The sequence below is a fragment of the Paenibacillus sp. J2R1T-4 genome (assembly GCF_059692235.1).
In genome coordinates, this window is record NZ_JCAUBA010000004.1 from 324,046 (window position 1) to 344,581 (window position 20,536).

Below are 20,536 nucleotides of genomic sequence, written 5' to 3' on the forward strand. Positions count from 1 at the left end.
AAGTCTCGGAAGGGGGAAGACTTCTTGAGCCATCATATCAGCAGCAGCAGCCTTAATATGAAAGAAGAGTTCCCTTTTTGGATTACGCGAACCAGTCATGACCAGAAGGTGGCGGCGCACGGACATGATTTCGTAGAGCTTGTGTACGTTGTACGCGGGGAAGGCCGTCATATTTTTGAAGGTGACGAATATACGATCCGCCCTGGGGACGTCTTTATTATTAACCCGGGGGAAACCCATTCGTATTCCCTTGAACCGGGGCAGCAGATCGAAATCATCAACTGTCTGTTTATGCCGTCCTTTATTCCCGATACGCTGCTTCGCGAGCTGGAGATATCGAGCTCGATGGATTATTTCTACGTCCATCCTTTCTTAGGTAATGAAGATCGCTTTAACCATCGGCTTAATCTCCACGGCCAAGACGCCGCTGCGGTCCAGGCGCTGCTGGATCATATGATCAAGGAGATCGGCAACCGGGGCACCGGATATTCGACGATCATTAAGCTGCAGCTGATCGAGCTGCTCATTTTGCTGTCTCGTTATTACAGCTTGATCGCTAAAAAGCGAGTCTCTCCGGGAAAGAACGACCGTGAATTGACAGCTCGGCGCATATACGGGTATTTGGAGCGAAACTACGATCAAAAAATTACACTGACCTCGCTTGGCGAATTATTTAACATAAGTGTCCGACAGTTAAACCGGGTGATCAAGCAGGAATACGATAAAAGCGTTATCGACCTGCTGCATGAGATCCGCATCGAACGAGCCAAACACTTGCTTGCCGATACAGATATGAAGGTGATCGTAATCGCCACGGTGGTGGGGTACGAAGACCCGGCCTTCTTTAGCCGGCTATTCCTTCGCCATGTTGGCTGCTCACCTAGCAAATATCGGACTGGACTCGAGTTGGACCTGTAAATCGGGATCGGTATATAACAAGGGAGGGAACCGGTAATGGACGTAGGAATTGTGACGCGCAGCTTTCCGCACCTGACTAACGCTCAAGCAGCGGAGCTTATCGCATCGAGCGGACTAAAGTGGGTGGAGTTGTGCTTATCCCAGACCGATTCGAAATATTGGGTGTATAACGGCCGATCAGATATGTCGGATATGTCGGATGAGCGTTTCGGCCAGATCGTCTCGGAATACCGCGGGCGCAGCATCGAGGTGTCGGCGCTTGGGGTATTTACGAACATGCTGGAGCCGGATGATGCGTTATGGCAAGCGAACCTCGAATACTTCGAGCGGCATCTTCAGCTTGCTTCCGCTGCCGGCATTCCTGTCGTATCGACGGAATGCGGATTCATCCCGGAGCGTCGGGGGATACAGGCGGATCGATACGAATCGGCATTCGAACGGCTGAAGGCCGGGTTCGTCTGGTTGGCCGAGAAAGCGGAGCGATACGGTGTTCATGTAGCGCTTGAGCCTTGTGTGCTTGACGTTGTGCCGAGCGCCAAACGAACGGCTGACTTTATTCGTCAAGTCGGCTCGGACCGCGTGAAGGTGCTGATGGACCCTGCGAACCTGATTGCAAACAATACGGAAGAAGAGATGTTCGCGCACTTGACCCCTAACATTGCTTATTACCATGGCAAAGACCGGAAGGTTAACGATACCTACGGCCGAATCGTGGGGGACGGCGATATTGACTGGGTCGCTTTTTTGCGTTTATACGGGAAGCATACACCAGGAACTCCGTTCATTCTCGAATATGTAAAAGAGGAAAATTTCCGTATGGTGCGCGATCGAATCCTGGAGGCGGCGGAGAAGGCTGGGGTATAACCAAGGGCAGGGCGAAAAGGGGTTAACTCATGGAAAACCAGGTTTCAAATTCAATGCCAAACGTGCTGCTTATTACAGCGGACCAGCTCCGTTATGATTGTGTGGGCATAAGCGGCCGATATCCCGTGCAGACGCAGAATCTCGATAAGCTGGCGCGCGAAGGAGCCTTCTTCACCCAGGCGTATTCCCATATCCCGCTTTGTTGCCCGGCCCGCCAATCTCTGCTTAACGGCAGACGTCCTGAAACGTTCGGGGCGTTATGGAACTTTAGCGGAGCGCTCCCGGTGGGGGCACTTCCACCGGATTCGTATACGTGGCCGAAGCAGCTTGGAGAGCTTGGGTATACGTCTGCATTTCTCGGTAAATGGGGCGTCCATCCCGACCACGACGCGATCGCCTACGGCTACGATGTTTATGTGGGTGAGACGGCATATGCGCAGTTTCAGCAGCAGCATTACCCGCAGGTCCGGTTTACGAACGGTTTTTTTGGCGAGGCCAATCCGATCCCAGTTCATGATGCGAAGACGCATTGGTTCGCCGAGAGAGCAATCGAAGCAATGGAGCGATTGCAGCAAGTAGGGAGGCCCTGGCATCTGGCCCTTCATCTGTCAGATCCCCATCTTCCATGCCGGCCTTCGGGACGGTTCGCCGACATGTATGACCCTTCCGATGTACCTGAATGGGATGGTTTTCGCGATTCTTTCGCCGGCAAGCCTTACATTCAACGGCAACAGCTCTACAACTGGGGCGTTCAGGATTATACGTGGGAAGATTGGGCGCCGATCGTCGCCCGATACTACGGGATGATTAGTCAATTGGACGATGCCATCGGGAAGGTGCTTCAGGCACTCGAGGAGACAGGGGCAGCTGAGAATACACTAGTCATCTTTACCGCGGACCATGGCGATATGTGCGGCTCGCATCGAATGATGGATAAGCATTACATCCTGTACGACGATGTCGTCCATGTTCCGCTTATGTATCGATGGCCGGGACGGATCGAACCGGACGTCAAATACGACCATTTTGTGTACAATATTCTCGATCTGCCTCCGACCGTGCTCGAAGCAGCTGGCGCCGGGCATCCTGGATTTCTGCAGGGCCGCTCGTTGTTGCCGCTTCTTCTCAACGAGGCTGAGGAACTGGCTAAGCAGGGCGAATGGCGTGAGGACGTCGTGTCCACGTATAATGGACAGCAATTCGGTTTATACACCCAACGGATGATCCGAACGAGGGATTGGAAATACATTTGGAACACGACCGATGTAGATGAGCTGTATGATCTTGGAGAAGATCCCGGCGAATTGAACAATCGGATCGCCGACCCCGCGCAAGTTGACGTCGTTAGCGATCTGCGGCGGCGTCTTTACGATAGGCTGACAAGCGACGGAGATGCACTTGTTGCCAACGAGTGGACGAAGCGTCAGCTGCTGAACGGGCAGAAGCTTTGAGACCTATGGGGCTCAAAAACAGAACCCGTTACTCTAATTGCCAGTGGCTTTCAGTGCAGCTATGCTTCTCCTAACACCGCAGCAGTCGTGCGTCCGACGATAAATTCCCCTTGAATGCGCGTATGCTCATATGGAAGGGTTGGGTTCGCGATCCGCCATAACATACGGTCAGCAGCACGATAACCAGTCTCCCATATAGAGAGATGGGGACGTGTGAATAGGGGAAGCGAATCCGGCTGTTCATTCAATAAAGCAACGAAGGATAGCTGGTCAGGGATGCGTATATGGAGTTCACTGCATAGCTGGTACACGTCGCTTACTTCTTCGTCAATTCCGCAAAGCAGCGCACTAGGAGCATAATGTATTAATTTACGCTGTAACTGGTCAAGCCATAGCTTGCGATCCTTGCGTTCTCCCGTCGAATGCATGACAGGATCCACATCCATGCCGAATACCTTCATAGCTTGCTGAAAGGCTTGCCAACGCAAGATGAAGCCTCGTTTCGAATCGGTATCTCCGACATACATAATATTACGATGTCCGATGCTGTGCAAGTAAGCAACGGATTGATAGCTCGCCTCATAAATATCCCAGATCACGCTGTCGATTCGAGTACCCGGGGGTGGAAAATTTAATAAGATTTTGGGCACGGGTAATTGAAATAACACAGGTTCCCAAGCTCCCGGAACAATACTGGGCGCTATGAACAATCCGTCTATATACTCTAACCCGCTCTGCTCAACCCACCGAGGCATATCCACTTCGTGGATCGAACGGGGGAGCATCCTGATCTCTATTAGGTGACCGAAGGAAGCGAATCGATTGTGCAGGCCCTCCAACAGCATACGATTATAACAGACGGATTGTTCGGTTTGGACTAGAATGAATCGTTTCTTCTCGGTTGGATAAGGGAGAATATACTCGGCACGCAAGCTGCGAATCTGATCCATGGAGAAATAGCCTAACCTCTCCGCTGTTTGCATAATGAGCTGTCGGGTTGCCTCCGACATGCCTGATTTTCCTTTGATCGCTTTGGAGACGGTTTGTACAGTAAGACCAAGCGCTTCGGCTATGGTTTTGAGCGTGACCTGTTTACGAATGGACAAGTTGGAACACCTCGAATGTGGTGATTTCTTATGCTATCGTACCATGATCACGCTTGGGGTCAAATACAATCTACTCCCGGCACACCATTAGCAAGTTCTCGTCAAGATCTTTGAATACAAACCAATGATTGTGTTCGATTTCTGTCACTAGTTCTACCTGGATTTGCTTCATATACTCAAAGGAGGCCTGCAAGTCGCTCGTCAAGAACATGAACGCAGGAGTCTTGATGTTCGGCGGACCGCCTTCATCTTTACCGCCCCACATCGGCATCGTATCAAGGATAATGCCTGTCCCCTCCATCGGCAACGGACATAAGTGGCCGCTCCTAATCGGACAATTTGCAGGCTCTAAGCCCAGAACCGCACAATACCAATCCCGCGATTTCTCAATATCCTTAACTGGGATAAACACACTGCCTATTTTATTGCTGATTGGACTGCTTGTTGCAAGCTTCAATACCTCTTGTTTGGAATCACTCATCTGTACCCCTCCGAATAAAGTTTGTAATGCTTTTGGAACCAGTACCGGTTTATACCCATCCGAACCTCTAACCAGTTGCCGATTCGAGCTCATGTCCCCGAGTTCTCTTGCCTGCTCTCCCATACGTCACGATCCTTTCCTTCATTCACATCTTCTGATCGGGATACAACATTCAATCTTAGTAGTCCGCTCTAAGTCGCTTGTCTCACCGGGAATATATTTGGCGAACCACTGTCTGCTCTCATCCCATGTGTAAAATTCATTATGACTAATCCAGCTGTAGAGTTGATCCAGTACACCAGTCATAGCTCCGTAAGCATATGCGGTTAAGCAAGCATATTCTCCTTCCTGCCAGTGTTTGATGCGGTCCTGATCTTCATGTGCCGTGATGTAGTTTGTTGGCAAGCTTATTCCTAATTCATACCAATATTCTTCACCAGGCAAAAGACCATAGCTCCATGACATAAACAATTGAATCCGCTGATCTCCCGCAAACCCCCGTTCCAGTAACCACCTATTAAGCCATTCGTCTGAGAGCGTTACACTAGTAGGTCCGTAGGTGCGAAAAGAGAGAAAGCTAAAAGAAGGAAGATGTTTTCTCTCAATATTCGGTTGTTGCGTTTTACGGATTACAGGCAGCAGCAACTTCATGCGATACGGCTTTCCGTGATCATGCAGGAACTCCTCCATGAAAGCAGCGGGTCCTAACGCGAACGTGCTCTTGGGAAGCCATTCAGCCAGCAGTTGATTCCAGGCTGAGAGGATCGAATCGGGCGTCCCGGCGGGTGATCGGCCAACTGCGTACAAGCTTCCTTCTAGTGGAAGGACGTGAAGGTCAGGAGCTTCGCAAGAGAACGCCTCCGCCACAGGAGTCATGATTTGATACAAATAACGATCTCGATGGGCAATGTCCTCCACATTCGAGCCATAGACACGTGCTTTGGCCAGAGGGATGCCTATACGCTTCAATTTCTCCGTAAAATGCCGAAAAGCCTCTTCCTCGAGTCCCGCTCGCTCTGCCGATGCATGCAAGTATGTCAGCATAAATGTCTTTTCCATTCGAATAACCTTGACGTCCGGATAACGCTCGGAGAGAGAGCGATCCTCTTTGTAGACGACGTTTTCAAGCAGATTAATACGCTCAAAGCTAAAGTAAATGGCAGCTTTGCGATATGTTCCTGGCGTGAGACCCGTATACTTTTTGAAGCACTTGATGAAAGCTTCGTAGGATTCGAAGCCGCAGGCATACGCGATCTCGAGAACCGATAGATCGGATACGCGGATCGTAACAGCAGCTTGATGGGTGCGCCGCTTACGCATGTATTCCTTAAGCGGATGTCCGGTTAGCGCATAAAAGCTGCGATATAGATTTGGGAGTGACATATAAGCTGCATCCGCAATTTGATCCAAAGTTAAGGGCTCATACATATGGTCTTCCATGAAATCAATCGCGCTTTGAACGGCATGTACGGTTTCCATTTCAACCTGCTTTCCTGTTATTGTGGGTGCTCTCAATTCCATCATATCAAAATCAGACTGGGAAAAAATGTCCTTTTTTATCAACTGCTGCGTTGACTGACTCTTGCCATGCTATAATGGAGGGGAACCGAGGTGACTTGTACACAGTCAACAACTCATGACTGAAGTCACGAGCTTGTAACTGCCCGGAAGTGCATACGGCGCTGAGGCCTCCTTCCTTAGGGTGGCGTTACATGAGGCAGGCTGACAACTGCCCAACTGTATAGGTGTACCTACACAATCCCTTCAGCGAGGTACTTCATTCTCTTGAGCTGAAGATTCATGGCTGCAATCCGATCATCATTCGATCGGTAGCCGCATTCCCTGCAACAGAAGCTGTGTTTCTTCCTATTCCGATTCGCTTTCGCCGTATGCTCACATTTGGGGCAGGCCTGGGACGTGTACCGAGGATCAACCGCTATCACTCTTGCTCCTCGGAGGGCGGCTTTGTACTCGATCATCTTTCGCAATTGATAGAAAGACCATGATACCGTCTCATAGCGATCCCTGACTCGAACACGTTCTGTGACTGTGCGAACACCTGTTAAATCTTCTACAACAAATAGCGTCGTTAGATCATACTGGATTACGAGTGCCTTCGCGATGCGGTGATTCACATCCGTCATCCAGCGGTTTTCTCGTTCTCCGATCCGTTTGAGCTTTCTGCGAGCAGAAGGGGTACGCGCTTGTTGCAGTTGCTTGCGCAAATCCTTATACCTTGAACGCTTGTCCTTGACTTTTCTACCTGGATAGAACGTTGTCTTACCTGCTGTATCATAGCTTGTTACGATAAAATTGATGCCCAGATCAATCCCGACAATTTGATCGATCGACTGCAGCGGAGTTTTTTCAATTTCTTTCGTCATCGGAATATGCAGGAACCACTTCCCGCGTTTGGTGATCAGTTTCGCCGTGCCGAAGGTCCAAGACCCATCAAAGTAAGCTTCCATCCCTTTCATTTCAAAGGGCACCTTGATACGACCCTCTAAGGTGTTGATGGAGAGCATCTGCTTGCTCAGCGAATAATCACGGTGCCAGACAAGATCGTACTCCGGTTTCTTGAAGACAATACGTGTCCAAGGGTGCTTGTTACTGATTAAGGTTTTGTACCTTGCCGTAACGGTCTTCAAGACGGACTGAGCCATCTGAGAGCGCAGGTTAAAAACAGCACGCAATTCACAATAGACCTGCTTGTGCAGGGATACCAATGAAAGCATCTTCGTCTTAACCACAAGCTGAGAGATAGAGTTGCATGCCTGCCGATACGCCCATAAGGTCTGTAGCATTCGCTCCATCTGCTCGGCAGTTGGATTAAGTTTCACTTTGGCGGTACATGTAACTGTCACCTTCTCCATCCACTGGTTCACCACGATTCGCTAGAATAAGGATAGTGGAAACAAGGCGTGCAAAAGTTCTTATGACTCCATCATACCAACATCTGTTCGTATTGGAAGTCGGTGAAAATCGTTTTTGTAGAAAATAATACAAAGGGAGGCAGTAAAGGATCGTGATATGAACATGCGAGCAGAAATGCACGTAAATTCCTCTCGCGACTGAAGTCACGAGTGTCCTTTACGCAAGTCATGAAAAAAAGAAAATCAACAGCCCCTGTCAGTAACAGAAAAGACGCTCAGGAGGACAAGCCTGCCACGTTGAAGGATCTGTTAAGCCCAGAGGTGGTAAGCAAGCTGAAGGCGCATTCCGATGGGATGAAGGCGGAGGAAGTTAAGCGCAAGGAAGACATCCGAAAAGCAGCAGAAGATGCCCGTAAGGCTGAGTTGAAACGGCTTGAGAATGATTTTGAGCATTTGCTCAATAATAGCAGCATTGATTGGAAAAAATTCAAATCGTAAGAAACAACGGAAAGCAACTTTCACCTTGTACAAGGGGAAAGTGCTTTTTGCTTTTTATATGGGGTGGAGGAAGTATGTGAGTCAGTTTCGTTCTTGCGTGGAATGTATCTCCCATGCTATAGCAATTCTGGAGATACCTTCTTTGATTTGAGCGGATGATAGCCCCCCGAATCCCAGTAAGAAGCTGTGTACTTCGTCTTGCTTAATCGACTCAAGTTGATCTCCATGCAGACGTGCTTCATAGTCAGAAACAGCATGCACACGGACGCCGGATTGAGCGGCAAGTCGAATTAACTCCACTGTGGATCGTTCACTCCTTATCTTAACTATTACATGCAATCCGGATGCGGTTCCAGAAAGCTCGACACGATCACCCAAATTGGAATGAATAACATCCAGTAACGTTTCCCTTTTGTGTTTGTATACTTTGCGCATTTTTCGAACATGTTTGTCAAAATGGCCTTGCTCCATAAACAACTCCATCGTCTTCTGAGTCAAACGGGATACGGGCTGATCGTAATAAGGGAATTCATGTTCAAATCTTTTCAATAAACCAGGAGGAAGGATGATATAGCTTAGTCGCAGGGCAGGGGCTAGCGCTTTTGAAAAGGTGCCAAGGTAAATAACAGAACCAGCAGTATCCAAGGCTTGCAGCGCGGGGATGGGTCTACCTTCATACAGGAAATCGCAATCATAATCGTCCTCGATAATAATTCCGTTCGTTTGCTTCGCCCAATGCAGCAATTTCAATCGTTTGGCAGCAGACATCGTCATCCCGTATGGAAATTGGTGAGAGGGAGTGACATAAACGGCACGAATGGATCTGTTCTGGCACAGCTGATCTACACAAAGTCCATCCTGTTCAAGAGTAAGGGGAGTTGGGTTCAAATGCAGTTGGAATACCTGCAGTACTCCAGGATGCATGGCCTGCTCCACGCCTATAACACGATAGTCCTTCTGAAGCAGAGAACATAGTAAGGAAGCGGACTGTTGGGTGCCGGCAGTTACTAGAACTTGCTCCGGCTCGCATGCTACTCCTCGATTCAGACGTACGTATTGAGCTATAAGCGCTCGCAATCGCGGCTCGCCCTTGCGATCCCCATATTCCAATAAGCTGTAGTCTGATGGCTGTAATGTCATCATCGTATACTTTCTCCATTTGGCTAGAGGAAAATATTCAACTGCGGTTTGATCATAATCGAATCCGATAAGGGTTGGAACTGGGCACTTATCGTTTAGGGGAGCTTCATCTTTCGAGATAGGAAAATCATCCGTTGTTGCTTGTGCATCGAGGGGCTGCAACAGCTCTAACTCCATAGCATAGTAACCGCTCTTCGGCCTTCCGCCGATGAACCCTTCAGCAACTAGTTGGGCGTAGGCAGTTTCTACGGGATTCCGACTTGTATTCAGATGCTGGGCAAGTTGCCGGATCGAGGGGAGCTTGGAATGCGGCTTGATTTGACCGCTAAGCAAGCCTTTCTTGTAAAAATGATAAATTTGCATATAAATCGGTTCACTTGAATGCTCACGCAAAGATGGCGGAATCAACACAGAGAAATCCTCCTTCATCTGTCATTAAGATCTATCATATTCTGTGCATTCAATAATGACAAATCCTCTTTATAATCAGTACTATATCTGTTGTGAAGGGGTGGATTATATTGAATAAGAAGAAGAGAATGACTTATGAAGACGCTGGCGTCAATATTGCTAACGCGGATCAAGCGAAGTTTGAAATGACACAACGGTTAAGTACAGCAGACAACCGTGTTCTGAACAAGCCTGGGGCATTTGCTGCCTTGTTTGCTGCTGATTTTCAAGGATATACAAAACCTGTATTGGTATTGAAAGCAGAAGAGCCCGGCTCCAAACAACAACTCGCTTTCCAATACAATCGGGAACGTAATATATGCTTCGACCTTATTCATCACCTTGTTAACGACATTGCTGTGATGGGTGCGAAGCCTGAAGCGGTGTTGGATATTATTGTATGCGGGCGAATCGAGAAGGACAAGGTTGTCTCGATAGTTGGACATCTGGCTGAAGCATGTCGGGAGCAAGATTGCAGTCTGGTCGGCGGGGAAACATCAGAGCAGCCTAAGGTGCTGCCAGAAGGAAGCTACCTGTTGAATGCAAGTATCCTGGGGGTTGTAGATCATGAATTTATTATTGACGGGAGCAAGATTCAAGTTGGAGACTCCGTTCTGGCCATTGCTTCAAATGGACTTCACACGAATGGATACTCCCTTGTTCGCAGGTTTTTAGAGGAATATCCAGACCTATTGGAGCTAGATGTAGAGGGTGAACCATTCCTTGATGTCATCCTTCGACCACATAAGTGCTATTATCAAGCGCTTAAGGATTTATTCCGTCTTCCTGGTCTGCATGGACTTGCTCATATTACGGGGGGAGGAATAGAAGGAAATTTGAACCGGATCCTGCCTCCGGGCACTGCTGCTTCTGTGAATTTAAGTAAATTAATAGTTCCAGAAGTGTTTGCCATTATCCAACGCTACGGGAATGTCCCTGATGAAGATATGTTGCGAACTTTCAATATGGGAGTCGGCATTACACTAGTCGCGGAGCCAGATCGTATTCCGGAGATAAGAGAGCATCTTGCAGAGCGAGGGTGCGAATCATACATCATCGGTACGATTGTGGAAGGAGGGCAGGACGTTAGATTTGAGCGAGGCTAAACTAGCAAATGTTTAAGATTATCGGGAATGGGGTACAAACAACTATGAAATAATTATTACATTCAGAAAGGGCGTGTTTGTATGTTATGGGCTGTATTTGCGATACTACTTCTATTCTGGGTGTTGGGGCTTTCCTTTGACATCGCTGGGAATTTGATTCACATTTTGCTAGTAATAGCTTTAATTGCACTGGTCTACAATCTGGTAGTTGGCAGAAGAAGTAGTCGATAGATACTTGCTTTGAGTTACTAAATATGTCTAACAGAAACAAGCTGGCATCCTTCGAGATGTTGGCTTGTTTTTGCGTTCGCTTGCTTAAATTGTTGCAATGTGAAGGAAACAGAGATTAGTTGAAGAATACTTGTACTGCAACCATTATTAGGGAGGGCTTCATCATGAGTATGACTTACAATCCATTACAAGAACAATACGATGCGTATAAAAGTCAAAAATTAAAGCTGGATATGTCTCGCGGCAAGCCCTGTGAGGAACAATTGGACCTTTCCCTGGGGATGTTGGATATTGTGCAATCAGGGGATAGTATGAAGGCGCTGGATGGGACAGATATTCGCAACTATGGTGGATTAGACGGGATACCCGAAGCGAAGAAATTCGCTGCAGAGTTATTCGGAGTTAGTACAAAAGAAGTGCTGATTGGCGGCAATTCAAGCCTGAACATGATGCACGACACCATTGCAAGAGCTATGCTGCATGGAGTTTATGGAAGCACCATTCCTTGGGGCAAGCTGCCAACGGTCAAGTTCATTTGTCCGAGTCCTGGATATGATCGCCACTTTGCAATTTGTGAGCTATTCGGTATTGAGATGATCACGGTGGACATGACGACGAACGGTCCAGATATGGATACCATTGAAAAGCTAGTAGCTGGGGATGATTCGATCAAAGGAATCTGGTGTGTTCCCAAATACAGCAATCCGGATGGGATCACGTATTCGGATGATGTTGTGGATCGTCTTGCCAGTATGCGGACCGCCGCCAGTGATTTCCGAGTGTTCTGGGATGACGCTTACACGGTGCACCATTTGACTGCTAATCAAGATCATTTGAAAAATATGCTCGATGCGTGCAAAGCAGTAGATCATACGGATCGCGTGTTTATTTATGGTTCCACTTCGAAAATCAGCTTCCCCGGCTCTGGTATTGCTATGATGGCAGCTAGTGAGAATAATTTGGCAGTTATTCGGAAACAATTGTCGAATCAGACGATTGGCCCTGATAAAATCAATCAACTTCGGCATGTGCGGTTTTTCAAGGATATGGAAGTGTTGAAGACGCATATGGAAAAGCATGCTGCCATTATTAATCCCAAGTTTGAGCTGGTATTGGGGATTCTTGAATCGGAGCTTGGCAGCAGTGGGCTGGCCACATGGAATAAACCGAACGGCGGGTATTTCATTAGCCTGAATACGCTTGATGGTTGTGCTAAGGAGGTCGTTCGCTTAGCTGCGGAAGCGGGAGTGACGCTGACATCCGCAGGTGCGACCTATCCGCACGGGAACGATCCGCGGGATCGTAACATACGTATTGCGCCTACGCTGCCTTCTCTTGGCGAATTGAAGACAGCAATCGAAATTTTATGTCTCTGTGTAAAGCTTGCCAGTGCTAAGATATAAGCAATAGCCTAATTCTTCTGGGAAGACACCTCTGACATGTCAGACACGTCAGACATGTCATAAGAAATTGACACAAAGCCTTGAACGTGGTATAACGTTTAACAAAGCAATTGAAATTTCAAGACGCGTTGAAGGGAACAAGTAGCACTCGTTATCTAAGTCCCAGCGAGTCGGCGGTGGTGCAAGCCGATACTAGAGCGAAGGCGAAATACATCCTGGAGCCTGTTGTTCCGAAACCGCAGCTGCTGCGGAAGGGCAAGACGGTCATCGGCCGTTATCCGATACGAGTGGAAGATGCTCGCACAATGTCTATGTGCACGCATGTTCAATTAGGGTGGTACCGCGATGACTCGTCCCTGTCTAATGACAGGGGCGGGTCTTTTTTGCGTAGAAAGTATAACTTATTTGGAGGAGAAGATGGAGATGACAGAACCTGTTGTGAATCCGACCACTACTGAACTATTGGAGGATTTGGAATACCGTGGATTCGTCTATCAGATGACCAATCGCGATGGGCTTAATCACAAGCTGCAAAATGAACGTGTTGTGTTGTATAGCGGCTTCGATCCGACAGCGGATAGCTTGCATATCGGCCATTTACTGCCGATCCTCTGTTTGCGCCGTTTCCAGCTGGCAGGACATTCCGCGATTGCTCTGGTCGGCGGGGGTACCGGGCTGATAGGGGACCCAAGCGGCCGCTCAACGGAACGTTCACTCAACACGGATGAGACTGTGGCTCAATGGACGGAAAGCCTGAAAGGTCAGCTTTCCCGATTCCTTGATTTCGATTCGAACGATAATCCAGCGAAGCTGGTAAGCAATTACGAGTGGCTGGCGCCGCTTGATGCGATTTCCTTCCTGCGTGATGTGGGCAAGAATTTTACCGTGAATTACATGTTAGGTAAAGATTCAGTCGATTCCAGGCTTGCGAACGGTATCTCATTCACGGAATTCAGTTACATGATTCTGCAGGCTTACGATTTCTACAAGCTTCATGTAGATCATGGCTGTTCCTTGCAGGTAGGAGGCAGCGATCAATGGGGGAACATTACAGCAGGACTTGATTTGATTGGAAAGCTTGGCGGCGGTGACGCTTACGGGATGACAATGCCTCTGGTTACGAAGAGCGATGGGAAGAAGTTCGGTAAGTCCGAAGCGGGAGCTGTCTGGTTGGATCGCAACAAGACGTCGGCATACCAGTTCTACCAGTTCTGGATCAACACCGATGATGCAGATGTAGTGAAATTCCTCAAGTACTTCACGTTCTTGACTCGTGCGGAGATCGAAGCGTTAGAGGTAGAGCTGAAGGAAAGTCCAGAGAAGCGCGCCGCTCAACGGGAGCTTGCACGAGAGGTGACTCGGTTAGTGCATGGACCTGAGGCGGTGGAGAGTGCGGAGAAAATTACGCAAGCCTTGTTCTCTGGAGATGTAACGCAGCTTAGCGAAGGTGAGTTGATCGAAGCGTTACAGGATATGCCAACAACCGTGCTCGACAACGCGGAAGAAACAGGTCTGATTGATCTGCTTCTCGCTGCACAGGCTGCTCCTTCTCGCCGGCAGGCGAGGCAGGACATCGAGAGCGGTGCTGTTCATGTGAACGGGGAGAAGCAGACCGGCATAGACACTGTGCTTCGCAAAGAACATCGACTCCACGGGAAGTACATCGTGCTTCGCCGCGGGAAGAAGAACTACTACCTGGTGAAGTTCGAATAGAGGTACATGAAGCGGTTGCGAAGGTTATACTTTGCAGCCGCTTCTTTTTATGCAGCCCCATTATGGGGCTACGTCCAACCAAACAACCAAACAACCGAACAACCGAACAACCGATCACTTGAACAACGGAACAACCGAACAACCGAACAACCGATCAACCGAACAACCGAACACTTGAACAACGGAACACTTGGGCCAGACATTCACAATAACACGGGAAACCCGTGTTAAAATTAGCCGTCGAGGCCAGCCTTGCGAAATAACAAGGAAAAACCGTGCTAAATTCCATCCATGAGGCCAAACTTACAAATTAACAAGGAAAAACCGTGTTAAATTCCGTCCATGAGGCCAATCTCGCGAAATAACAAGGAAAAACCGTGTTAAATTCCGTCAAGTGACCAAATTTAGTTAAGTTGGGTTGTTAGGGAAATCGGATATTAAGTGACGGTTATATCAAGATGCATATGTCTACAGCATTTTAGCAGTGGAGTGGCCATCCGTTAAAGTGCGGCACGGTACCTTGAGATCCACACAAATGGAAAAGAGCATATTAGTTGCTGACAGTGCAAAGAACTGAATTAAAGATTTGTGTCACTAAAAATAATTTCGTGCGATTTTGATTTATCCGCGGCGAAAGCCAGAAGACGATGGCCTTCCTCGATCAAGGCTTCACGATCTAGCCCTTTAATAGTTTCAAACGGTTGAATGTTCAGTGTAGCTGTTCCCCGCTTAATTTCAATTTTCCAAATGCCGCTAACAAAGCCGTCCAACAAAATGGCAGCGCGAATTATGCCGTTTTCCGTAAAAACGAGAGGACGATGTTCGTCTGCTATGATGCGGGTACGGTCATCGTAAGACAGCAGCATATTATCGAACTCACTGATAAAAAGCGGCGGCACAGGAGTGTCACTGCTCGCCAGCGGGGCATCAAACACATCGTACAGCTCGTTGCCCTGCTCATCGCGAAAAGTCCGCAGCTGCGGGCGCAGCCGATCAACAACATCACGCAGGCGGGTCAGTCCTGACCACACCTGCATATCTTTGACCGTGGCCGGCCCGAACGCGGCCAAGTAACGCAAGAGCAGCTCCTCCGTATCGGCGGAGGAGGAGAGCGGCAGGCCGAGCCAGTGCTCGGCAGAAGTGTGCGCCGCTTGCCCGCTGGCGCCCCAGATGCCGCGCGGCGGTACCTGCACGAGCGGCACCAGGCTTCGCACGGCATTGCACAGCGTTTGCGGGTCGCGGCCCGGCCACCGCTCGCCAAGCAGCTTGCCAAGCTCACTGAACGTTCGCGGCTGCGCCTCAACCAACGCTCGTCCCGCTGCTCCGAGCGCCTCCAGGTCGACTCCTGCGAGTTGTCGACCATAGCTGCTCTGCAGGCTGCGGTCATGAACCGCCTGCAGCACGGGACGCAGCGCGAGACAGTCGCGCGCGGTCACCAAATGAATCGTCGAACGCTGCAGCGCGATGCGCACCGCTCGACGATCCCGAATCATCTCGGACAACTCCTCGTGATGAAAGTCCTTAAGCCTCGCCCATAACCCAATATAGGGCGGGTTGGGCGCTTGCGCCTGCAGACCGACCAGATGCTGGATCGCATCGTGGGCGGTCACCTTAGCGCGGCGCAGCAATAGCTGTCGCGCAAGCAATGCCCGATTCAGCTCCCTGCGGCTTAACACAGCAGGGCTGTTATTGTCATCGCCCTTCACCTCAGCCTTCACCTCAGCCTTCGCCTCCGCCTCAGCCTTCGCCTCCGCCTTCGCCTCCGCCTTCGCCTCCGCCTTCGCCTCCGCCTTCGCCTCCGCCTTCGCCTCCGCCTTCGCCTCCGCCTCCGCCTTCGCCTCCGCCTTCGCCTCCGCCTTCGCCCCCGCCTTCACCTCTGCCTTCGCCTCCGCCTTCACCTCAGCCTTCACCTCAGCCTTCGCCTCCGCCTCAGCCTTCGCCTCTGCCTTCACCTCAGCCTTCACCTCAGCCTTCACCTCAGCCTTCGCCTCCGCCTCAGCCTCAGCCTTCACCTCAGCCTTCACCTCGGCCTTCGCCTCCGCCTCCGCCTTCGCCTCCGCCTTCGCCCCCGCCTTCACCTCAGCCTTCACCTCAGCCTTCGCCTCAGCCTTCACCTCAGCCTTCGCCTCCGCCTCAGCCTTCGCCTCCGCCTTCGCCTCCGCCTTCGCCTCCGCCTTCACCTCAGCCTTCGCCTCCGCCTCAGCCTTCACCTCAGCCTTCGCCTTCGCATCAGCCTTCGCCCCCGCCTTCACCTCCGCCTCAGCCTTCACCTCCGCCTCAGCCTTCGCCTTCGCATCGGTCTTCACCTCGGCCCCCGCCTTCGCCCTCACATCCGACTCCAAATCCATATTCACACCCATTTCCATACCCAATTGTTTTCCATACTTCGCTCACCCAAGCCCGCTCACGCCTTCTTGTCCTTCAATTGAGCTCTTAATTCCTCCGTAACAATAGAAGCTAACTCCTCATTATCATAGAGCGACAGTACGCCGAGCAAAGTTTCTACGGTTATTTCACCCGCCTCCTCAGGCGGTACAGTCAGCTCAATCGCTTGCTGTAGGGCGGCATTAGCGTTCTGTTGCGGATAAGCGCGGGCATAGATCAGAGCGGGATCGAGTCCATGATTGACACACCATTGGGCGAACACCATGATCATCATTTGCTCATCTCGCTGAAAATTACGGATAACTTGTTCTTCGATTTCTTTACGGTTCATTGAATAATCTCCTCATTGGCGGTAATATGGGTTCATTATAGCGAAACAATAGGGGGTTCTACAATGATTAAGAACGAGCAGATCAAGGCAGCCGAGGTTCTACTCACGGGTCTAAAAGGTGAAGCCTTAGGGATTGTAGCGACATCCGAAGCTCTTGCTATGGCCCGAAAACTCAAGGTGGACCTGGTCTGTACATCACTCATGAGCAGCCCTCCGCCATGCCGATTAATCGGAGCAAGCGCCGCCAAGCAGGAAGCTCAGCAAGAGCGAAAGAAACAAAGCGAGCCTAAACTGAAAGAAATTCGACTCACCCCGAATATTGAAGATCATGATTATGAGACGAAGAGACAGCAAGCGGAGCGAATCCTTAAATCCGGCGATGCTGTATTATTCGTGGTGCGAATTCAAGGTAAGGAAGGGGCGAGAGCCAAAGAACTGCTGGAAGCGTTACTTAAGGACCTGTCCCAATTCGGACGCAGAAAAACCGGCATCCAACTTAGCGGGAAACAAGCAGCGGTCCAGCTAGACCCGGTCTGACTCTCGACAGAAACAAAGAGACCCACAGCAACGGGCCATGGGTCTTAAGGTGAAACTATATTAAAAAGGGGGTCAAGGTCTAGTATAGACCATTAATGTTATAGAGAGATGAAAACAACATTTCAATTTGATTACAGTTTTCTTGATTATTAGTTTCATTGACTTATAGTTTCGTTGATTACTAGTTTTCTTGATTATTAGTTTCACAGATTACATTTTCATTCATGACAGGGAGTGCACACCTGAGATGAAAAGGGTTTTCATGCCTATTGTGGAATTGATATAGAAATAGATACAGAAAGGAACCTACTATGAGAAAAGGATTTGCCCTCCTCTTGATGAGTCTGATTGGATTCCTATTATCGGAATCGGTGGCTGAGGCGCATGTGAAATGGTTTACGGAACTCGAGCCGGAGAAAGAAACGATTACAGCGATCATCTCCCCTTTATTTATTGGACTAGCTATTTTTACAGCCATACTGCTCGCTTTATTAACTCAGATCCTACCGATTCTATCAAAATGGAATTTCTCTCAGAAGGTGGACCATAAGCTGGATGAGCTGCGTAAATATTCGGTATACTTATTAAAATACGGCATGGTTGCTGCATTGCTCATTCAATTTTTCACAGGCTCTCTCTTCGTACCTGAATTCGAATTAGTCACTGCGCTGGATAAAACCTTGTTATGGGCATCGATTGTACTGCTCCTCATTCCGCATCATATTGCGACCAAGGCTGCAGCACTTGTTACGTTATGGCTATTGGTGAATCTGACGACAATGGCGGGCGTATTCCACATGCTGGATTATGGCTTCTACTTGGGGATCGTTTGTGTATTGCTGCTCGACAAAACGAAGGTGGAGCGCTGGGGTTTTCCGATCTTGTATTTAAGCACTGGACTTTCACTATGTTGGGTTGCGGTCGAGAAATGGGTATACCCCTCGATGGCGCTTGATATTATTGAAAACCATGGTGTACCGACATTTGGTTTCGCCCCGGAAGCTTTTGTTGTGATGGCTGCTTTTATCGAATTCGTAGTTGGTTATCTTCTGGTAGTGGGTATTCTTAATAGACTGCTGTCCTTTGTTTTAACAGGAATATTCGTATCTACTACGATGTTGTTCGGAATGACGGAGCTGGTCGGTCACTTCATGATTCATGTCATTCTGCTAATTTTCATTATCGAGGGCGTAAGCTTTTACAGACCTCCTGTTGAGATGCATGACAAGAAGCGGGATCAGATCATCTTTGTATCGCTTAACTTTTTGTTCGTATTGTCTACATTTGTATTGATTTATTATCGATTTGCTTAGGAGGAACGAATGATACCTTTGTTGAAAGCACTTTGGAAGCCTCTGTTGATTGTTTTGATTCTGTTTATCGTGATTTATACTTTATTTCGGGTCCATGTCTTGCTCGGAGTGGGTGTGATCCTGCTTTTAATCGGTTTTGCTTTGTACACCTCCCGCTCTAATATTTATGCCTTTCGCGGCAATAGAGCATTCATGAATAAAGAGACGGAACAAGCACTCCAGTGGTACCAAAAAGCGACCAGATGCAAGCCGTGTCCGGACAAGCACAAAATTGCTTTCGGTTATTTGCTGATGAGGTCAGGTGAGCGTTCGCAAGCCGAAGAAGTATTCAGTAAGCTGTTACAACAATCTAGCAACCGAGAGACCCTCATGCAAGCCAAATGCAATCTAGCTACATGTTATTGGCTGCAAGGGAAAAAAGACGAAGCGGTAGCTTTGCTCGAAGAAGTATTCGAACAATACAAGAATACGTTGGTTTATGGGAATCTGGGTTTTCTCAAAATATTGCATGGCGATCTGAACGAAGCTTTGACTATTAATCAGGAAGCCTATTCGTATAATCCCGATGATATTACGATTATGGACAACTTGGCTTTGAACTATTATTTGTTGGGTGAGATTGACAAGGCGCATGAAATTTATCAGAAGCTGATCCCCAAATCTCCGCGGTATGCGGAGCCCTATTATTACTATGCACTGACTCTGAACGATCGAGGGGAACACGAAGCGGCTGTGGAACAAATCAACCAAGCGCTTGAAAAGGACATTTCTTTCCTCTCCCCATTGACTCGTGAAGAGCTCGAGCAGGAGGCTGCTCGTTTGAAAACCGCCGGAACATTTAACGCTTGAGAATGTGTACCCGTTCCGTTTGGCAAGCAGAACTCTTTAATTGTTTCTGGAAGGACTAGCAGCGCCGGATCGACGACTCCATGAGAACGGAGCATATAAAAGCAAAAATAGTACAAGCGCAACAGCTTCTAGCGATAACAAATACCACGGATACGGTCCCAGAACGTCCAGCAGAGAGGCCGTATCCGGTTTGCGTGCGAGAAACATGTAGTTCCCGCCCGTTAAGTAGTTCACCCCTACGATAATCACCAACATTACATTCAGGAACCCCATTGTAATAGCTACGGATTTGAGCGTCGGACGATACCCCTCCACCCATACCATGAATAACACGGCAATAATAATCGTAATATGCGCTATGAAAAATTCAATGAACCTATAATGAGGAAAAGGATAGCCAAGTACAGGAGTCAACAGTGCCTGCAGGGCCCCGCCAATTCCCGTGAAATAAACAATTTGAAACAGAGATCGGCTGCGGAAAAGCAGCATAAACACACATAAATATAAGGAAATGCTGCATAGCTCAAGCGGCAGTGTATCCTTGACCCTATACACACCCTCCGCCACATACCATACGTTCAGGGACACTTCAGACAGCACCAGGACAAGCGCCAACCCATAACGGACAACCTTGCTCCTGCTTTCCCCTTTTAACCAATTCCGCAATAAATACAACAATAGGACCCCAATGACAAATATTAATAAAGCTATCCAATGTGAGGTCGAAAAAGCCTGAAAGGAATTAGGTTCATTGGCATCAAAAATCGATCGCATCAGCAGCAGTCCACCTCCAACTTTCGGTAGCTTCAATATATTGTTATTTTAGCAGGGAACGGTTGGTTTGTCTTCGCTTCCTTAGGTTCATACTGAACGCTATACGGTATTGT

General features: G+C 48.8%; 19 protein-coding genes and 1 other annotated feature. Of the genes, 11 read left to right on the forward strand and 8 right to left on the reverse strand.

Annotated features, from left to right (window positions below; genetic code table 11):
* The first annotated feature begins 24 nt into the window (after window positions 1–24).
* Genes AC58QD_RS10365 through AC58QD_RS10375 form a run of 3 tightly spaced genes read left to right on the forward strand, consistent with a single transcriptional unit; the run spans window position 25 to window position 3,233 of the window.
* Complete coding sequence (locus tag AC58QD_RS10365) at window positions 25–918, forward strand: AraC family transcriptional regulator (protein WP_497332751.1); 894 nt, start codon at window positions 25–27, stop codon at window positions 916–918.
* A 36-nt stretch (window positions 919–954) separates the two neighbouring features.
* Window positions 955–1,782: a sugar phosphate isomerase/epimerase family protein gene (locus AC58QD_RS10370; RefSeq protein ID WP_497332753.1), complete on the forward strand. Its 828-nt coding sequence runs from the start codon at window positions 955–957 to the stop codon at window positions 1,780–1,782.
* Window positions 1,783–1,811: 29 nt separating this feature from the next.
* Entirely contained in the window at window positions 1,812–3,233 is a 1,422-nt protein-coding gene (locus tag AC58QD_RS10375; protein WP_497332755.1) for a sulfatase family protein, read from the forward strand.
* A 59-nt stretch (window positions 3,234–3,292) separates the two neighbouring features.
* Here AC58QD_RS10375 and AC58QD_RS10380 read toward each other — a convergent pair whose 3' ends face one another.
* The 4 genes from AC58QD_RS10380 to AC58QD_RS10395 form a co-directional block, all read right to left on the reverse strand.
* Window positions 3,293–4,339, reverse strand: a complete 1,047-nt coding sequence (locus tag AC58QD_RS10380) for a LacI family DNA-binding transcriptional regulator (RefSeq protein WP_497332757.1) — start codon at window positions 4,337–4,339, stop codon at window positions 3,293–3,295.
* Between the two features lie 70 nt (window positions 4,340–4,409).
* Window positions 4,410–4,913, reverse strand: coding sequence for a VOC family protein (locus AC58QD_RS10385; RefSeq protein WP_497332759.1), 504 nt, complete (start codon window positions 4,911–4,913; stop codon window positions 4,410–4,412).
* A gap of 48 nt (window positions 4,914–4,961) precedes the next feature.
* Complete coding sequence (locus AC58QD_RS10390) at window positions 4,962–6,299, reverse strand: helix-turn-helix domain-containing protein (protein WP_497332761.1); 1,338 nt, start codon at window positions 6,297–6,299, stop codon at window positions 4,962–4,964.
* 272 nt (window positions 6,300–6,571) lie between these two features.
* Entirely contained in the window at window positions 6,572–7,684 is a 1,113-nt protein-coding gene (locus AC58QD_RS10395; RefSeq protein ID WP_497332895.1) for an RNA-guided endonuclease InsQ/TnpB family protein, read from the reverse strand.
* Window positions 7,685–7,921: 237 nt separating this feature from the next.
* On the opposite strand from AC58QD_RS10395, the gene AC58QD_RS10400 reads away from it, so the two are divergent.
* Complete coding sequence (locus tag AC58QD_RS10400; protein WP_497332763.1) at window positions 7,922–8,191, forward strand: YqkE family protein; 270 nt, start codon at window positions 7,922–7,924, stop codon at window positions 8,189–8,191.
* Between the two features lie 81 nt (window positions 8,192–8,272).
* On the opposite strand, the gene pdxR is transcribed toward AC58QD_RS10400, so the two are convergent.
* Complete coding sequence (gene pdxR, locus AC58QD_RS10405) at window positions 8,273–9,742, reverse strand: MocR-like pyridoxine biosynthesis transcription factor PdxR (RefSeq protein ID WP_497332765.1); 1,470 nt, start codon at window positions 9,740–9,742, stop codon at window positions 8,273–8,275.
* Between the two features lie 110 nt (window positions 9,743–9,852).
* Here pdxR and purM point away from each other — a divergent pair, with 110 nt between their 5' ends.
* The 4 genes from purM (at window position 9,853) to tyrS (ending at window position 14,234) form a co-directional block, all read left to right on the forward strand.
* A complete protein-coding gene (purM, locus tag AC58QD_RS10410) occupies window positions 9,853–10,887 on the forward strand; it encodes a phosphoribosylformylglycinamidine cyclo-ligase (protein ID WP_497332767.1) in 1,035 nt (344 codons plus the stop codon).
* 81 nt (window positions 10,888–10,968) lie between these two features.
* Window positions 10,969–11,118: a lmo0937 family membrane protein gene (locus AC58QD_RS10415; RefSeq protein WP_497332769.1), complete on the forward strand. Its 150-nt coding sequence runs from the start codon at window positions 10,969–10,971 to the stop codon at window positions 11,116–11,118.
* Between the two features lie 164 nt (window positions 11,119–11,282).
* Entirely contained in the window at window positions 11,283–12,521 is a 1,239-nt protein-coding gene (locus AC58QD_RS10420; RefSeq protein ID WP_497332771.1) for an aspartate aminotransferase type Ic, read from the forward strand.
* Window positions 12,522–12,640: 119 nt separating this feature from the next.
* Window positions 12,641–12,882 (forward strand) — a binding site (T-box leader).
* A gap of 62 nt (window positions 12,883–12,944) precedes the next feature.
* On the forward strand, window positions 12,945–14,234 hold the full coding sequence (gene tyrS, locus AC58QD_RS10425; protein ID WP_497332773.1) for a tyrosine--tRNA ligase: 1,290 nt from the start codon (window positions 12,945–12,947) through the stop codon (window positions 14,232–14,234).
* Window positions 14,235–14,812: 578 nt separating this feature from the next.
* On the opposite strand, the gene AC58QD_RS10430 is transcribed toward tyrS, so the two are convergent.
* Together AC58QD_RS10430 and yxiS are read right to left on the reverse strand one after the other, a co-directional pair.
* Entirely contained in the window at window positions 14,813–16,600 is a 1,788-nt protein-coding gene (locus AC58QD_RS10430; RefSeq protein ID WP_497332775.1) for a winged helix DNA-binding domain-containing protein, read from the reverse strand.
* Between the two features lie 38 nt (window positions 16,601–16,638).
* Window positions 16,639–16,950: a protein YxiS gene (gene yxiS / locus AC58QD_RS10435; protein WP_497332777.1), complete on the reverse strand. Its 312-nt coding sequence runs from the start codon at window positions 16,948–16,950 to the stop codon at window positions 16,639–16,641.
* 63 nt (window positions 16,951–17,013) lie between these two features.
* Here yxiS and infC point away from each other — a divergent pair, with 63 nt between their 5' ends.
* The 3 genes from infC (at window position 17,014) to AC58QD_RS10450 (ending at window position 19,649) form a co-directional block, all read left to right on the forward strand.
* Window positions 17,014–17,487 carry a translation initiation factor IF-3 gene (infC, locus tag AC58QD_RS10440; RefSeq protein ID WP_497332779.1) on the forward strand — a complete coding sequence of 158 codons (474 nt, stop codon included), beginning with the start codon at window positions 17,014–17,016 and terminating at the stop codon, window positions 17,485–17,487.
* A 311-nt stretch (window positions 17,488–17,798) separates the two neighbouring features.
* On the forward strand, window positions 17,799–18,800 hold the full coding sequence (locus tag AC58QD_RS10445) for a DoxX family membrane protein (protein ID WP_497332781.1): 1,002 nt from the start codon (window positions 17,799–17,801) through the stop codon (window positions 18,798–18,800).
* A 9-nt stretch (window positions 18,801–18,809) separates the two neighbouring features.
* Window positions 18,810–19,649, forward strand: a complete 840-nt coding sequence (locus tag AC58QD_RS10450; RefSeq protein ID WP_497332783.1) for a tetratricopeptide repeat protein — start codon at window positions 18,810–18,812, stop codon at window positions 19,647–19,649.
* 36 nt (window positions 19,650–19,685) lie between these two features.
* On the opposite strand, the gene AC58QD_RS10455 is transcribed toward AC58QD_RS10450, so the two are convergent.
* Window positions 19,686–20,423 carry a YwaF family protein gene (locus AC58QD_RS10455; protein WP_497332785.1) on the reverse strand — a complete coding sequence of 246 codons (738 nt, stop codon included), beginning with the start codon at window positions 20,421–20,423 and terminating at the stop codon, window positions 19,686–19,688.
* Window positions 20,424–20,536 lie beyond the last annotated feature (113 nt).

Bases quoted from the DNA above. Each gene is read 5' to 3' on its own strand.
- AC58QD_RS10430 (WP_497332775.1), bottom strand. From the start codon at position 16,600: ATGGAAATGGGTGTGAATATGGATTTGGAGTCGGATGTGAGGGCGAAG.
- AC58QD_RS10400 (WP_497332763.1), top strand. From the start codon at position 7,922: ATGAAAAAAAGAAAATCAACAGCCCCTGTCAGTAACAGAAAAGACGCT.
- infC (WP_497332779.1), top strand. From the start codon at position 17,014: ATGATTAAGAACGAGCAGATCAAGGCAGCCGAGGTTCTACTCACGGGT.
- AC58QD_RS10370 (WP_497332753.1), top strand. From the start codon at position 955: ATGGACGTAGGAATTGTGACGCGCAGCTTTCCGCACCTGACTAACGCT.
- AC58QD_RS10385 (WP_497332759.1), bottom strand. From the start codon at position 4,913: ATGAGCTCGAATCGGCAACTGGTTAGAGGTTCGGATGGGTATAAACCG.
- AC58QD_RS10450 (WP_497332783.1), top strand. From the start codon at position 18,810: ATGATACCTTTGTTGAAAGCACTTTGGAAGCCTCTGTTGATTGTTTTG.
- tyrS (WP_497332773.1), top strand. From the start codon at position 12,945: ATGACAGAACCTGTTGTGAATCCGACCACTACTGAACTATTGGAGGAT.
- AC58QD_RS10445 (WP_497332781.1), top strand. From the start codon at position 17,799: ATGAGAAAAGGATTTGCCCTCCTCTTGATGAGTCTGATTGGATTCCTA.
- AC58QD_RS10390 (WP_497332761.1), bottom strand. From the start codon at position 6,299: ATGGAAACCGTACATGCCGTTCAAAGCGCGATTGATTTCATGGAAGAC.
- AC58QD_RS10415 (WP_497332769.1), top strand. From the start codon at position 10,969: ATGTTATGGGCTGTATTTGCGATACTACTTCTATTCTGGGTGTTGGGG.
- yxiS (WP_497332777.1), bottom strand. From the start codon at position 16,950: ATGAACCGTAAAGAAATCGAAGAACAAGTTATCCGTAATTTTCAGCGA.
- AC58QD_RS10455 (WP_497332785.1), bottom strand. From the start codon at position 20,423: ATGCGATCGATTTTTGATGCCAATGAACCTAATTCCTTTCAGGCTTTT.
- AC58QD_RS10420 (WP_497332771.1), top strand. From the start codon at position 11,283: ATGAGTATGACTTACAATCCATTACAAGAACAATACGATGCGTATAAA.
- AC58QD_RS10375 (WP_497332755.1), top strand. From the start codon at position 1,812: ATGGAAAACCAGGTTTCAAATTCAATGCCAAACGTGCTGCTTATTACA.